The sequence below is a fragment of the Caulobacter sp. FV2ps19 genome, assembly GCF_058681035.1.
Map to the genome: position 1 here is coordinate 2418163 of NZ_CM178729.1, position 14477 is coordinate 2432639.

The following is a 14477-nucleotide window of genomic DNA, read 5'->3' on the forward strand; positions in this document are numbered from 1 at the left end:
AGCGAGAGATCTCTCTTGTCTTCACACCCGGCCTCGGTCGCGAGCCTCATGATTTGCCTTGTTCGTGAGGAACCCGTGCAGATCGTCCGGTGGAAGCCTTGCGGGGGCGCGAGCTGTGCGGCAGTGTGCGGAAATGTACGGATTCGTCGGGACTTGATGCAGTGACCTTGGCCCAGGCGGAAGCCGACCTCTCGACCGAACTGAGCCAGGCGATCGCCGTGCGCGTGCGTGAGGAACTGGCTCGCCGACGGCTTTCGCGCCAGGCTCTGGCGGATCTGGCCAAGATCAGTATCTCGACGCTGGAAAAAGCGCTGGCGGGTCGCAGGCCCTTCACCCTGGCCACCACGATCCGGCTGGAGGAGGCGCTGGGGGCGTCGCTACGCGCCCCGGTTCGCGCGGCCGCTTCGGCCCTGCCGCCGGGTCTCGCCCCCGAGTCTCTGGGGTCCTATTCGCGCACCGCGGTGGCCTGGCTGGAGGGTGAGTACCTGACGCTGCGGCCGTCGTTCGAGGATCCCAAGGCCGTCTACGCCTATCGCACCGAGATCGCCTGGGACGAGGCCTCGTCCAGCCTGGCCTTCCGCGAGGCGGCGCGACAGGACGCTGACTTCACCCAGAAGGGCGCGGTCTCGCTGTCCAACCAGTCGGGTCACACCTATCTGATCACCAACGAGCAGGGGCAATTCCGGCTCGTCATTCTGGGGCGGCCGGTGATCGGCGGCGAGATGTACGGCATGTTGACCACCTTGCAGGCCGGTCACGGCAGCCATCTGACCCCGGCCGCCGCCCCGATCGCTTTCGTTCCTTTACGCCGGATCGCCGACGCGGCGTTCGGGAGGATTACCGACGGCGACGCGCATTACGAGGCCTACCGCGCGACCCTGGCGCGGGTCACGGACAAGGGTTTCGCGCGGTTTTTCGCGGGGTAGAGGGGGCGTCGCCACCCTAGGGCTCTATTCTGCAACAGGTTGTTCTGAGCCTGGCCGCGCCGCTTCAGGCCCCGTCGACGCCCTGCTTCGCGAGCCTGAACGTCGACGGGGCGGCGGCGCGTCAGGCTGCGGGGGGCGAGGTCCAGCCGCCTCCAAGGGCCTTGTAGACGGCGACGACATCGGTGTTGACCCCGGTCTCGGCGACGCTGAGGGCGTCTTCGGCCGCCAGCAAGGTGCGCTCGGCGTCCAGCAGCACCAGGAAATCGATGCCGCCTTCCTTGTACTGGATGCGCGCCAGCTCGGCCGCGCGGCGCGAGGCCGCCGACTGGTCGGCCAGGCTCTTCAGCTGGGCTTGTTGCTGACGATAGGAGACTAGCGCGTTCTCCAGGTCCTCCAGCGCCCGCAGCACCGTCTGGTCGTAGGCGGCCAGCGAGGCGTCGCCCCGCGCCTGCGCCGCCTTCAGCCGCGCATGGGCGCCGCCGAGGTCGAGGGCCGGCCAACTGACGCTGGGCGCGACCGACCAGGCCTGGCTGGCGCTGTCGCCGAACGTCGAGGACGATCCCGACAGGAAGCCGACAAAGCCCGTCACCCGGACGCGCGGGAAGAGGTCGGCCGTGGCCACCCCCACCTTGGCGGTCTGGGCGGCCAGCCGGCGCTCGGCGGCCTGCACGTCGGGCCGACGGCGCAGCAGGTCGGCGGCGTCGCCGATCGGCAGGGCCGCGACCCGGGGACGGATCTCGGTCTCGCGGGCGACCAGCAGGGCGTCCAGCGCGCCGGGGCGTTGGCCAGTCAGCACCGCCAGGCGGTGGCCCGCGATCTTTTCGGCGGTGATCAGCGACGGGATGACCGCTTCGGTGGCGCTCAGGCGCGCCTGGGCGGAGGCGACATCGATCGGGCTGCCCGCCCCGGCGTCGAAGCGGACGCGGGTCAGGCGCACCGTTTCGCGCTGGGCGCCCAGGTTACGGTTGGCGACCGCCAGGCGAGCCTGGGCGCCGCGCAGTTCCAGGTAGTTGCGCGCCACTTCCGCAGCGATGGTCACCTGGGCGTCGCGCAGGTCGGCCTTGGCCGCCCCGCTTTCGGCCCGGGCGGCTTCGACGCCGCGACGGACGCGGCCGAAGAGATCAATCTCCCAGCCGGCGTCGAAGCCGGCCTGATAGGTCTCGCTCTCGACCCGTTCGCCGCCTGAACCGGCCTGCTGCTGGTCGCTCTTCTGATAGCCGCCGCTGGCGGTGAGGCGGGGCAGCTGGTCGAGACGCGCGTCCCTGAACAGGGCGCGGGCCTCGTCGACCCGGGCGACCGCGATGCGGATGTCGAGATTGTCGCCCAGGGCCTGGGTGACCAGGCTGTCCAGCACCGGATCGCCAAAGCTTTTCCACCAGTCGGCTTCGGGCGTGGCGGCGGTGAAGGTGTCGGCGGCGGCGTTCTGGAACACCGCCGGCGGCGTCGCCGGAGTTTCGTAGTTGGGACCCACGGCGCAGGCGGCGGCGAGCATCGAGACGCCGGCGACGAGGATGGCTTTCAAGGCGAGCATGGCTCTTGATCCCTTCCTGCCGGTCCTGGCCGGGCGACCCAAGTGCAGCGGCCCAAATGAGCTGAATTTGGCCGGGCCCGGCTCCCCCGCGCGATGCGGAGGAGGACGGGAGCCTTGGGCCGAGGTTTGAACGAGCATGTCCATCAGTGCGCCTCCACGGCGGTCGCGACAGGCGTCGCCGTCGTCGCCTTGCGGGCGGCGTTGCGACGGATGACGAAGTAGAAGATCGGGGTCAGCACCAGGCCGAAGACCGTGACGCCCAGCATGCCGGAGAACACCGCCACGCCCATCGCCTTGCGCATTTCCGACCCGGCGCCATGCGAGACGACCAGCGGCCAGACGCCCATGATGAAGGCGATCGAGGTCATCAGGATCGGCCGCAGGCGCAGGCGACAGGCTTCCAGCACCGCTTGCAGCGGCGTGTCGCCATGCTCCTCCCGCTCCTTGGCGAATTCGACGATCAGGATGGCGTTCTTGCAGGCCAGCCCCACCAGCACGATCAGCCCGATCTGGGTGAAGATGTTGTTGTCGCCGTGGGTCAGCAGCACGCCGGCCAAAGCCGACAGCAGGGTCATCGGCACGATCAGGATGACCACCAGTGGCAGCGTCCAGCTTTCGTACTGGGCGACCAGCACCAGGAAGGCCAGCAGCACGCACAGCGGGAAGATATAGACCGCCGAATTGCCGGCCAGGATCTGCTGGTAGGTCAGCTCGGTCCACTCATAGCCCATGCCGTTGGGCAGCTCTGTCCTGGCCAGATCTTCGAGGGCCTTCTGGGCCTGGCCCGACGAGAAGCCGGGCGAGGGACCGCCGTTGATCTCGGCGGTCAGCATGCCGTTATAGTGGCTCTCGCGGTCGGGGCCGGTGGCCTCCTTGAAGCTGACGAAGCTGCCCAGTGGGATCATCTGGCCAGAACTGTTGCGGGTCTGCAGGCGCAGCATCTGTTCGGGCTGCAGGCGGAATTTCTGGTCAGCCTGGACATTGACCTCATAGGTGCGGCCAAAGCGGTTGAAGTCGTTGACGTACAGCGAGCCCAGATAGACCTGCATGGTCTCGAACAGGTCGGTCAGCGACACGCCCGAGGCCCGGGCCTTTTCACGGTCGATGTCGGCCTGGATCTTCGGCACGCCGACCTGATAGCTGGAGAACACACCGGTCAGGGCGGGGTCCTGCCGGGCCTTGTCCATCAGGTTCTGGGTAGCCTTGTAGAGCTCGTCCGAACCCAGGCCCGCCTTGTCGACGATCTGCATGCGGAAGCCGCCGATGGTGCCCAGACCCTGAACCGAAGGCGGCGGGAACACCGCGATCTGCGCGTCGGGGATGGCGCCGAACTTCTGGTTCAGCGCGCCGACGATGGCGCCGGCCGACTCCGCCTTGCCGCGACGGTCCTTGAACTCGTCGAGGGCGAAGAAGATCGCGCCGGAATTGGGGCTGTTGATCAGCCCGTTCACCGACAGGCCGGGGAAGGCGATGGCGTGCTTGACGCCCGGGACCTTCAAAGCGATGTCGCCCATCTGCCGAACGACCGCTTCGGTGCGGTCCAGTGAGGCCGCGTCGGGCAGTTGCACGACGGCGACGACATAGGCCTTGTCCTGCTGCGGCACGAAGCCGCCCGGGGTCTTGCTGAAGGCGAAGACCGTCAGGATCAGCAGCACGCCATAGATGACCAGGCCGGTGGTCGACTTGCCCAGGCTCTTGGCCACGCCATTGACGTAGCCGTTGGACGCCCTGGCGAAGAAGCGGTTGAACGGGTTGAACAGCCAGCCCAGCCCCGCGTCGATGGCTTTCTGGAAACGGTCCTTGGGCGCGTCGTGGCTGCGCAGCAGCACCGCGGCCAGGGCCGGCGACAGGGTCAGGGAGTTGAAGGCCGAGATCACCGTCGAGATGGCGATGGTCAGGGCGAACTGACGATAGAACTGGCCCGACAGGCCGGTGATGAAGGCGGTCGGGATGAACACCGCGCACAGCACCAGGGCGGTGGAGATGATCGGTCCGGTGACCTCGCTCATGGCCTTGCGGGTGGCCGCGGCCGGTTCGAGCCCGTTGGAGATGTTGCGCTCGACGTTCTCGACCACGACGATGGCGTCATCGACGACGATGCCGATGGCCAGCACCAGGCCAAACAGGGTCAGGGCGTTGAGGCCAAAGCCCAGCATCAGCAGCACCGCGAAGGTGCCGACCAGCGAGACGGGCACGGCGATCAGCGGAATGATCGAGGCGCGCCAGCCCTGCAGGAACAGCACCACCACCAGAACCACCAGGATGATGGCCTCGATCAGGGTGTGAACCACCGAGTCGATACTCTCGTGGACGAAGGCGGTGGTGTCGTAGACGATCTCGTAGTCGACGCCTTCGGGGAAGTCCTTCTTGAGCGCCTGCATCGTCTTCTTGATGTCGGCCGCCATCTTCAGGGCGTTCGAACCGGGACGCTGGAAGATCGGCATGGCCACGGCCGACTTGTTGTCGAGCAAGCTGCGCAGGGCGTAGTTGTTGGCGCCCAGCTCCACACGGGCCACGTCGCCCAGGTGGGTGATTTCGCCGTTGTCGCCCGAGCGGATGATCACGTCGCGGAACTGCTCCTCGTCGGTCAGGCGGCCCGGCGCGTTGATCGACAGCTGGAAGGCCGAGCCCATGTCGGTGGGCGGCGCGCCAAGCTGGCCGGCGGCCACCTGGACGTTCTGCTCGCGCAGGGCCTTCACCACATCGCCGGCCGTCATGTTCATCGAGGCCAGCTTTTCCGGATCCAGCCACACCCGCATCGAATAGGCGCCGGCGCCGAAGATCTGCACGTCACCCACGCCGTCGACGCGCTTGATGCGGTCCTTGATGTTCAGCTGGGCGTAGTTGCTGAGATACAGCATGTCGTAGCGATTGTTCGGCGAGGTCATGTGCACGACCATGGTCAGGTCGGGCGAGGCCTTGTCGGTGGTCACGCCGATGCGCTGCACCTCCTGGGGCAGTTTGGGCAGGGCCTGGGCGACCCGGTTCTGCACCTGCACCTGGGCCTTATCGAGATCTGTGCCGAGGGCGAAGGTAACGGTCAGCACCATCGCGCCGTCGGCGGCCGATTGCGACGACTGGTAGAGCATGCCCTCGACGCCGTTGATGGCCTGCTCCAGCGGCGCGGCGACGGTCTGGCCGATGACGGCGGGGTTGGCCCCGGGATAGGCGGCGCGCACGACCACGGTCGGCGGCACCACTTCAGGATATTCCGAGATCGGCAGGCGCGGCAGCGCCACCAGTCCGGCGATGAAGATGACGATGGAGAGCACAGCGGCGAACCGCGGTCTGCTCACGAAGAACTTGGAGAAATTCATGGGAGGCGCCTTTGCGGGCGGGCAGGGGGAGGAGCGTGAACGGGTTCCCTCCCCCTTGATGGGGGAGGGGTAGGGGAGGGGGTGAAAGCGTCGGCGGGCCTGAACGCCGCCTCGCCACATGCTGAGGCGCTGTCACCCCCCATCCCCGCCCTTCCCCCATCAAAGGGGGAAGGGAGAAGAAAAGGATCAGCGCTGCTGGACGGTGTCGGCCAGCGCCACGCGTTGCGGCCCCGTCTCGAACTGGCGCAGGTCGCTGCTCAGGTCGGTCTTGATGACCACCGGGTTGACGGTGTCGCCCGGCTTGACCTTCTGCAGGCCGCCGACGATCACCCGGTCGCCGGGCTTGAGGCCCTGGCGGATGATGCGCAGGTTGCCGGCCAGCGGGCCGATCTCGACGGGGCGGTACTCGGCCTTGTTGTCCTTGCCGACCACCACGACGAAGCGCTTGCCAAGGTCGGTGGCTACCGCGCGGTCCGGGGCCAGGGCCACGGTCTGGGAGGTGTCGCTGACCAGGCGGATGCGGGCGAACAGGCCCGGCGTGAACCGGCCGTCAGCATTGGCGAAGATGGCCCGGCCGCCGATGGTGCCGCTCTTGGCGTCCATCGCATTGTCGATGAAGGCCAGCTTGCCCTGGTGGGGATAACCGTCCTCGGTCATCAGGCCCATATAGACCGGGCTCTGCTTGCCGCGCTCGGCGGAAGCATATTTCAGGAAGGTCTGCTCGTCGGCGTTGAAGGCCGCATAGATCGGGGTGTCGGACACCACGGTGGTCAGCAGGTCGGCCTGGGTGACCAGGTTGCCGCGGGTGATCAGGGCCTTGGAGACGCGGCCTTCGATCGGCGAGACCACGCGGGTGAATTCCAGGTTCAGGCGGGCGGTTTGCAAGGCGGCGTTGGCGGCGGCGAGATTGGCCTGGGCGGCCTTTTCTTCCGACGACAGGCGGTCAAATTCGCTTTGCGCCAGGGCGTTCTGATCGATCAGGCGACGACCGCGCTCGCGGTTGACGATGGTCAGGTCCCACTGGGCCTTGGCGCGAGCGACTTCGGCGGCGGCGCGATTGGCCTCGGCCTGGAACGGACGCGGGTCGATCTCGAACAGCACCTGGCCCTTGTGGACCCGGGCGCCTTCCTGGAAGCGGGCGCCGTCGACATAGCCGCCGACGCGCGGCCGGATCTCCACGGTGTCGATGGGTTCAAGGCGACCGGTGAAGTCGTCCCATTGGCGCAGCGACTTGAAGGCCACGGCGGTGATGGTGACTTGGGCGGGCGGAGCAGCGGCTTCTTGCCTGGCTTGGGCGCCGCAGGCGGCCAGCACGGCGGCGGCGGCCAGGGCGGTCAGCGAGGTGAGGAGGGGTTGGATGCGCATGGTAGATCCTGCCGAAAGGCGTGGAAAACGAAGAGAAGGGGTTTGAGGGTCAGTCCTTGACCGTCATTCCCAGGCGGGGCGGCGGGCGGATCGGCTGGACTTCGAGGTTGTCCGGTCCTGATCCGCGGCCGCCTTGGAGAGTTTTTTGATCCAGTGACGGAGGGGGCGGGCGTGAAGCCGCGCTGCGGCAAGCCATCCGGCGGTGGACCCTCCCGCGGAACGGGCGGCCGGCACGGCGTGTTTGTTCGTGTCCAGGGGCATGGCGCGCCCTCCAAATGGGGTTAAGGATGGAATGTCGCGGGGCGGGCCACTTGACCTTCGTCCCTGCGAGGACGATTTAGGATGTGACGAGACCGTTCGGTATCATCGCCATGAGGCAGAGATACTGACCGGTCACTCTCACGTCAAGATGAGGTAGTTGAAAATGGCCGCGAGAAATTCTGATGAGGGTGGGGCAGACGGGGCGGACGCCACGGTCTGTGCGCCCGCATCGAAGCGCCCGGCCCGAGATCGTATCTTCGAGACGGCGCGTGATCTCTTCTATCAGCACGGCATCCGCGCCGTGGGGGTGGAGACCATCGCCGCCGAGGCCGACGCTACCAAGATGACGCTCTACCGGAACTTCCCATCCAAGGACATTCTGGTCGCCGAGATCCTGCGAGAGCAGGAAAAGGACTACTGGATCTGGTGGGACCAGGTGACGGCCTGCTGCTGCGACGATCCGCGCGGCCAGCTTGAGGCGATCTTTGACGCCTTCGAGACCAAGGCCTGCAGCGGCGACGTGCACGGCTGCCCGCTATCGAACGCCGCCATCGAACTCCATGAAGTGGACCATCCGGCCCAGAAGGTTTCGATGGCCTACAAGCAGACCCTGCACGCGCGGCTGATCGATTTGTGCCAGCGCGCCGGCGCGCCGAACAGCGACCTGGCTGATGGCCTGATGCTGCTGATGGAGGGGTCTTACTCGGCGCGCGTCACCCTGGGCCCCGAAGGGCCGGTGCGCGCGGTGGCGCGAGCGGGCAGGGCGCTGATCCGCTGCGCCTTGGGCGAGCGCTAGGGTGGCACGGGTCTGCACCGCGCCGCGCCGTGATTATGTAACGCATTCCCGCACCGGCCCTCTGAAGCTATAGAACCGTCATGAGGCGACTGGAGACATGGTGGCGGGGCGTGGGAGGGCTGCTGTTGTCCTGCCTGGTGGCGCTTATGGTTCTGTCACCGACCCTCGACGCCATGATCTGTGGCGGCGATACCGGCAGGGTCGCGGCGCCGATTGCTGACGCCGCCTCGACGGTTCAACCCGATCACCAGCGTGCCAGTCATCGCGACGCCAGTGATGTCTGCCAGCATGGGCACTGCCACCACAGTACGCCGATGTTGATCGTCCAGTTGGACGGCGAGCCGTGGCGCGTGTTGGTCCAGACCCTGCATCCGACGCTCAGCGCCAGGGTCGCGCCCTCGCGGGCCCTGGCCGGACCCGAACGCCCCCCACGCGCCTGACGGACTGCGCGCGACATCGCGCGCTCGTTTTCGTCACATCGCGAGGATTTTCATGTCATCGACCCGATGGCCGCTCCGTGCGGCCTTGGCCTGCGCCGCCGCGGGAGCACTCTGCGCCGCGCCGGCCCAGGCCGACCCGGCGCCGGCGTTCGCCGAGCTTCTGCGACGGGCTCAGTCCGCCGCCCCCCGCCTGGCCGAGAGCCGAGCGGACGTCGCCCAGTCCGAAGGCCTGGCCCGCCAAGCGCTAGCCCGGCCCAACCCGACGCTCAGCGTCAATGTCGAGAACTTCGGCGGCTCGGGCCCGTTCAACCGCGGCGACGCGGCCGAAAGCTCCGCCGCGTTCGAACAGGCCCTGGAGTTGGGCGGTAAGCGTCCGGCCCGCATCGCCGCCGGACGCGCCGAACTCGAAGCCGCCCGCGCGAAGGCCGCCCAGGCCCAGGGCGATTTTGCCTTCGACCTTGCCGCCGCCTATGCCCAAGCCGAGGCCGCCGACCTACGGCTGAAGCTGGCCGCAGACGCCATTGCCTTGGCCGGGGAGGATCTTCGTGTCACCCGGGCCTTGGTCGAGGCCGGCAAGGAAGCCGACCTCCGCAGCCTCCAGGCCCAGTCGGTGATCGAAGCCGCCCGCGCTCAGCTGGGCGAAGCCAAGGCTGAACGCGCAGGCGCTTTCGCCAAGCTGACGGCCCTGTCAGGCGGCGACCTACCGATCACCTCGATCGCCGTCAGTCTCCTGGCCCATGCCGATCGTATGGAACCCTTGCCGCGCGTCGATCCGATCGCCACGCCGCCCTATCTGGCGGCGCAAGCCGAGCGGGAGGCGGCAGCGCGCCGGGTTCGGGTCGAACAGACCCGGGCCGCGCCGGACGTGTCGATCTCGCTGGGCGTTCGCCGACTGGCGGGTGATGACGCCACGGCTCTAGTCGCCGGCGTCTCGGCGCCGTTCCCGATCTTCGACCGCAACAGGGGCAATATCTCAGCCTCGCAAGCGGCCCTGGTCGCGGCCGACGCCCGCCTCAACGCGGCCCGCCTGGACGCCCAGGCCGAGATCGCTTCGGCCCTGGCCAAGGCCGAGGCCGCCCAGATCCGGGTGGGGGCCAGTCGGCAGGCCGAGGCGACGACCACCGAGGCCTATCGCCTCACCCGCCTGGGCTACGAAGGCGGCAAGTTGCCTTTGGTCGAAGTCCTAAACGCCCGTCGCGCGCTGATCGACGCCCGCGACCAGATCCTCAATGCCCGGCTCGAGCGGCTGACCGCCGAAGCCGGCCTCGCGCGCCTGCAGGGCGCCGCGCCATTTGGAGACCACCCATGAGATCCTCTTCCATGCCGCTTTATGGCGGCGTCGCCGCCGCCGTGGTCATCGCGGGCGTTGGCGGGTTTGGCCTGGCCAAGCTCACCCAGAAGACCCCGTCGACTCCGGCCGCGGAAGCCCCGGCGACCGCCGAGGGTCCTGTCGATCAGCTCACGCTGAAGCCCGAGGCGATCACCTCGGCTGGCATCCTCACCGAGACCGTCGCGGCTGGCGGTCTCTCGGCCGAGATCCTGGCCCAGGGGGCGGTGACGGCCGCACCTGGCGGCCAAGCCGTCCTGACCGCCCGGGCCGGCGGCACGGTCACCCGGATCTTCAAGCGCCTGGGCGACCCAGTGCGGGCCGGAGAGACCCTGGCGATCGTTGAAGGCGTCGACGCCGCCCAGATCGCCGCCGACCGCACGGTAGCCGGTGCCAAGGCGACTCTGGCCCAGAAGGCCCTGGCGCGCGAGAAGTCGCTCTACGAAAAGCGCATCTCGCCGCGCCAGGACTACGAGCAGGCGCAAGCCGAAGCCGCCGCCGCCAATGCCGAAGCACGCCGCGCCCAGGTCGCCGCCGGCGCCGCGCGGGTCACGGCCGATGGTCGGGGCGTGAGGGTCACCAGCCCGATCTCTGGCCGGGTGACCGCCGCTGCGGTCAGCCTCGGGGCTTTCGTCGAACCCCAGACCGAACTCTTCCGGGTCGTCGATCCGCGCCAGATCCAGATCGAGGCCTCGGTGACCGGACCTGACGCCCAGCGCATCGCGCCGGGAGACCGCGCTGTTCTGGAACTGGCGGATGGTCGCACGCTCAATGTCGCCGTTCGCTCGATCACACCCGGCCTCAACGCCGAGACGCGGGCCGCCACCGTGGTGATGACCTTGCCCGAGGGCGGGAGCGTCCTGCAGCACGGCCAGACCTTGCGGGTTCGCATCCTTCCGGCTCGCGCGTCCGGAACCGGGGGCATCGTTGTCCCCGAGGAGGCGGTCCAGACCCTGGAAGGCCAGGACTTGGTCTTCGTTCGCACCGCCCAAGGCTTCAAGGCCACCCCCGTTCAGGTCGGGGCGCGCAGCGCCGGCCGGGTGGAGATCCTAGGCGGCCTTTCCGCCGGCCAGAAGGTCGCCACCAGGAACGCCTTCCTGCTCAAGGCCGAGCTCCGCAAGGGCGGCGGGGAGGCGCACTGATGATCGCCAAGCTTCTCGCGTTCTCGGTGCGCGCCCGCTGGGCCGTGCTGTTCGTCGTCCTGGGCGTCTCGGTTCTCGGCGCCTGGCAACTCACCAAGCTGCCGATCGACGCCGTGCCCGACATCACCAACAAGCAGGTGCAGATCAACACCAGCGACCCGACGCTCTCGCCCATCGAGATCGAAAAGCGCGTGACCTTCCCGGTCGAGACTGCCCTGGCCGGCATTCCCGGCCTGGAGACCACGCGCTCGATCTCGCGCAACGGCTTTTCCCAGGTCACCGCCGTCTTCAAGGAGAACGTCGACCTCTATTTCGCCCGCCAGCAGGTCAATGAGCGGCTGGCCCAGGCCCGCGACAGCCTGCCCCAAGGCGTCCAGCCGCAGGTCGGCCCGGTTACCACGGGCCTGGGCGAAGTCTTCATGTACGCCATCGACTTCGCCAATCCCGGCGGTCGCGGCGCGAAGACCCAGGACGGCGAGCCCGGCTGGCAAAGCGATGGCGCGTTCCTGACGCCCGAGGGCGCACGGCTGACGGACGACGTTTCTCGCGCCGCCTATCTGCGCACGGTCCAGGACTGGATCATCAGTCCGCAACTGCGCGGTGTGCACGGCGTCGCTGGCATCGACACCATCGGCGGCTTCGAAAAGCAGTACGTCGTCGAGCCCGATCCGGTGAAGCTGGCCGGCTATGGCGTGTCATTCTCCGAACTGGCCAAGGCGCTGGAGGCGGCAAACCTGTCGGTCGGCGCCAACTTCGTCGAGCGGGCCGGCGAGGCCTATCTTGTTCGCGCCGACGCGCGGATCCGCAGCATCGACGAGATCGCCAATGCGATCATCGCCACCCGGGGCGGCGTCGCCGTCGCGGTCAAGGATGTCGCCGCCGTCAGGCTGGGCGGCGAGCTTCGCACCGGCGCGGCCAGCATGAACGGCCACGAGGTGGTGATCGGCACCTCGCTGATGTTGATCGGCGAGAACAGCCGCACCGTCGCCAAGGCGGTGGGCGAGAAGCTTGCCCAGGTCGAAAAGTCCTTGCCGCCGGGCGTCATCGTCACCCCGACCCTGGACCGATCCAAGCTGGTCAACGCCACCGTCGCCACCGTCGAGCGCAACCTGCTCGAAGGCGCGATCCTGGTGGCCGCCGCGCTCTTCCTGCTGCTGGGCAATGTCCGCGCCGCCCTGATCGCGGTGCTGATCATCCCGTTCTCGTTCCTGATGACGGCGATCGGCATGAACGGCCTGAAGGTGTCGGGCAACCTCATGAGCCTGGGCGCCCTGGACTTTGGGCTGATCGTCGATGGCACGGTGATCATCATCGAAAACTGCCTGCGGCGACTGGCCGAACGCCAGCACCACGAGGGCCGGCTCCTGACCCTGCGCGAGCGACAGGAGGAAACCGTGCTGGCCTCGCAGGAAATGATCCGCCCGACCGTCTATGGCCAGGCGATTATCTTCCTAGTTTTCGCCCCGTTGCTGACCTTCACCGGCGTCGAGGGCAAGACTTTCTCGCCGATGGCCATCACCCTGATGCTGGCCTTGGCGTCGGCCTTCGTCCTGTCCCTGACCTTCGTGCCAGCCATGGTCGCTCTGCTGATCCGGGGCAGGGTCGCCGAGAAGGACGTCCCGATCGTCGCCTGGATCAAGCGGATCTATGAGCCTGTCCTGCGCCGCTCGGTCGCCCGGCCTTGGCCGTTCATCGCCGCGGGCCTTGGCCTCTTCGCCATCGCCGGGGTGGTCTTCACCCAGTTGGGCCAGGAGTTCATTCCACAACTGGACGAGAAGAACATCGCCCTGTCCTCGCAGCGCATTCCCTCGACCTCGCTTGAGCAGTCCCTGGCCATGCAGACGAAGGTCGAGCAGGCGATCACCAGCCTGCCGGAAGTGGAGCGGATGTTCTCCAAGACCGGCACCGCCGAGGTCGCCACCGATCCGATGCCGCCCAACATCTCGGACGGCTTTGTGATCCTCAAGCCCGAGAAGGAGTGGCCCAAGGGCGTCGACAGCAAGGCCGACATCCTGGACCGTGTTCAGGCCAAGCTTGACGGTCTGGTCGGCAACAGCTTCGAATTGACCCAGCCGATCCAGATGCGGTTCAACGAACTGATCGCCGGGGTGCGGGGCGACGTGGCCATCAAGCTCTATGGCGACGATCTGGAGCAGATGAGCGCCGCGGCGGACAAGATCGGCGCGGCGCTACAAGCCACGCCTGGCGCGGCCGACGTTCAGGTCGAGCAGACCGATGGCGCGCCGACCCTGGACGTCCAGTTCGACCGGGCCGCCATCGCCCGCTTTGGCCTGACCGTCGAGGACGTCGCCGACACCGTCGCCGCAGCCCTGGGCGGTCGCGAGGCCGGCCTGGTGTTCGAGGGCGATCGGCGGTTCGCCGTCGTGGTCCGCGTGCCGGCCGCCACCCGCAACGACCTTGAACTCCTGGGCGCCTTGCCGGTGATGTTGCCGGAGGAGGGGGTGCACGCGCGCGGCTCGGTTCCGCTCCGCGCCGTCGCCCAGTTCAAATTCGCCGATGGCCTCAACCAGATCAGCCGCGAGAACGGCAAGCGGCGGGTGGTGATCCAGGCCAATGTGCGAGGCCGCGACGTCGGCTCGTTCGTGGCCGAGGCGACCGGCAAGGTCGAGGCGATGGCCCTGCCGTCCGGCGCCTGGCTTGAATGGGGCGGCCAGTTCCAGAACCTCAAAGCCGCCTCAGACCGTTTGGCCATCGTCGTGCCGCTGTGCTTCGCCCTGATCTTCGCCATTCTCTACAGGGCGCTGGGGAGTGTCGGCCGGGCCCTGGCGGTGTTCACCGCCGTGCCGCTTGGCCTGGCGGGCGGGGTGTTCGCCTTGGGCCTGACTGGCATCGCATTCTCGGTGTCGGCGGCGGTCGGCTTCATCTGTCTGTCCGGTGTGGCGGTGCTCAACGGCCTGGTGGTCATGAGCAGTGTGCGCCAGCGCTTGGAAGATGGCGTCGAACTGACCCAGGCGATCATCGATGGGACCATGGAGAGGGTGCGACCGGTGATCATGACCGGCCTGGTTCCGGCGATCGGCTTCGTGCCGATGGCCTTGGCCCAGGGCGCCGGCGCCGAGGTCCAGAAGCCCCTGGCCACCGTGGTCATCGGCGGCCTAATCACCGCAACGGCCCTGACCCTGCTGGTCCTGCCGGCCATCAGCCAGGTGATCCTGCGTGTCGGCGGCCGGTCCGCCAGGACCCAGGCCGACGTTGAGCCGATATCCGCACACTAGTCTTGCGTCCCGACGTCGCTTGGCGTCGGGGCGGTCCTCCCCGGGGGGGCGTCGCCGTCACTGCGCACTCCGATTTAGAGACGAACGTGACCGGGAAGCGGTGAAAGTGCCGATTGTCTTTCAGGTTCGGGCCTAG

At 68.0% G+C, this 14477-nt stretch carries 9 protein-coding genes; 6 read left to right on the top strand and 3 right to left on the bottom strand.

Features of this window, described 5'->3' with window-relative positions; genetic code table 11:
• The first annotated feature begins 161 nt into the window (after positions 1–161).
• Positions 162–926, top strand: coding sequence for a helix-turn-helix domain-containing protein (locus ACW18B_RS11520; protein ID WP_492047190.1), 765 nt, complete (start codon positions 162–164; stop codon positions 924–926).
• A 121-nt stretch (positions 927–1047) separates the two neighbouring features.
• Here the strand turns inward: ACW18B_RS11520 and ACW18B_RS11525 are convergent, their stop codons facing one another.
• The 3 genes from ACW18B_RS11525 to ACW18B_RS11535 all read right to left on the bottom strand — a co-directional run bounded on the left by ACW18B_RS11525 (position 1048) and on the right by ACW18B_RS11535 (position 7139).
• Entirely contained in the window at positions 1048–2457 is a 1410-nt protein-coding gene (locus tag ACW18B_RS11525; protein ID WP_492047191.1) for an efflux transporter outer membrane subunit, read from the bottom strand.
• 143 nt (positions 2458–2600) lie between these two features.
• Positions 2601–5774, bottom strand: a complete 3174-nt coding sequence (locus ACW18B_RS11530) for an efflux RND transporter permease subunit (RefSeq protein ID WP_492047192.1) — start codon at positions 5772–5774, stop codon at positions 2601–2603.
• A gap of 186 nt (positions 5775–5960) precedes the next feature.
• Positions 5961–7139, bottom strand: a complete 1179-nt coding sequence (locus tag ACW18B_RS11535; RefSeq protein WP_492047193.1) for an efflux RND transporter periplasmic adaptor subunit — start codon at positions 7137–7139, stop codon at positions 5961–5963.
• Between the two features lie 424 nt (positions 7140–7563).
• Here ACW18B_RS11535 and ACW18B_RS11540 point away from each other — a divergent pair, with 424 nt between their 5' ends.
• The 5 genes from ACW18B_RS11540 (at position 7564) to ACW18B_RS11560 (ending at position 14341) form a co-directional block, all read left to right on the top strand.
• Positions 7564–8196: a TetR/AcrR family transcriptional regulator gene (locus tag ACW18B_RS11540; protein ID WP_492047194.1), complete on the top strand. Its 633-nt coding sequence runs from the start codon at positions 7564–7566 to the stop codon at positions 8194–8196.
• A gap of 80 nt (positions 8197–8276) precedes the next feature.
• Positions 8277–8636: a hypothetical protein gene (locus ACW18B_RS11545; RefSeq protein WP_492047195.1), complete on the top strand. Its 360-nt coding sequence runs from the start codon at positions 8277–8279 to the stop codon at positions 8634–8636.
• 52 nt (positions 8637–8688) lie between these two features.
• Entirely contained in the window at positions 8689–9945 is a 1257-nt protein-coding gene (locus ACW18B_RS11550; protein WP_492047196.1) for a TolC family protein, read from the top strand.
• The gene (locus ACW18B_RS11555; protein WP_492047197.1) at positions 9942–11105 is read left to right on the top strand and encodes an efflux RND transporter periplasmic adaptor subunit; all 1164 of its coding nucleotides are present in this window, start codon (positions 9942–9944) and stop codon (positions 11103–11105) included. Before ACW18B_RS11550 ends, ACW18B_RS11555 begins: the two co-directional genes overlap by 4 nt.
• Positions 11105–14341 carry an efflux RND transporter permease subunit gene (locus ACW18B_RS11560; RefSeq protein ID WP_492047198.1) on the top strand — a complete coding sequence of 1079 codons (3237 nt, stop codon included), beginning with the start codon at positions 11105–11107 and terminating at the stop codon, positions 14339–14341. The genes ACW18B_RS11555 and ACW18B_RS11560 overlap by 1 nt, the downstream gene beginning before the upstream one ends.
• The last annotated feature ends 136 nt before the right edge of the window (positions 14342–14477 follow it).

Excerpts from the sequence above, each read along its gene's own strand:
- ACW18B_RS11525 (WP_492047191.1), bottom strand. The coding sequence starts at position 2,457 with ATGCTCGCCTTGAAAGCCATCCTCGTCGCCGGCGTCTCGATGCTCGCC.
- ACW18B_RS11530 (WP_492047192.1), bottom strand. The coding sequence starts at position 5,774 with ATGAATTTCTCCAAGTTCTTCGTGAGCAGACCGCGGTTCGCCGCTGTG.
- ACW18B_RS11535 (WP_492047193.1), bottom strand. The coding sequence starts at position 7,139 with ATGCGCATCCAACCCCTCCTCACCTCGCTGACCGCCCTGGCCGCCGCC.
- ACW18B_RS11540 (WP_492047194.1), top strand. The coding sequence starts at position 7,564 with ATGGCCGCGAGAAATTCTGATGAGGGTGGGGCAGACGGGGCGGACGCC.
- ACW18B_RS11545 (WP_492047195.1), top strand. The coding sequence starts at position 8,277 with ATGAGGCGACTGGAGACATGGTGGCGGGGCGTGGGAGGGCTGCTGTTG.
- ACW18B_RS11550 (WP_492047196.1), top strand. The coding sequence starts at position 8,689 with ATGTCATCGACCCGATGGCCGCTCCGTGCGGCCTTGGCCTGCGCCGCC.
- ACW18B_RS11555 (WP_492047197.1), top strand. The coding sequence starts at position 9,942 with ATGAGATCCTCTTCCATGCCGCTTTATGGCGGCGTCGCCGCCGCCGTG.
- ACW18B_RS11560 (WP_492047198.1), top strand. The coding sequence starts at position 11,105 with ATGATCGCCAAGCTTCTCGCGTTCTCGGTGCGCGCCCGCTGGGCCGTG.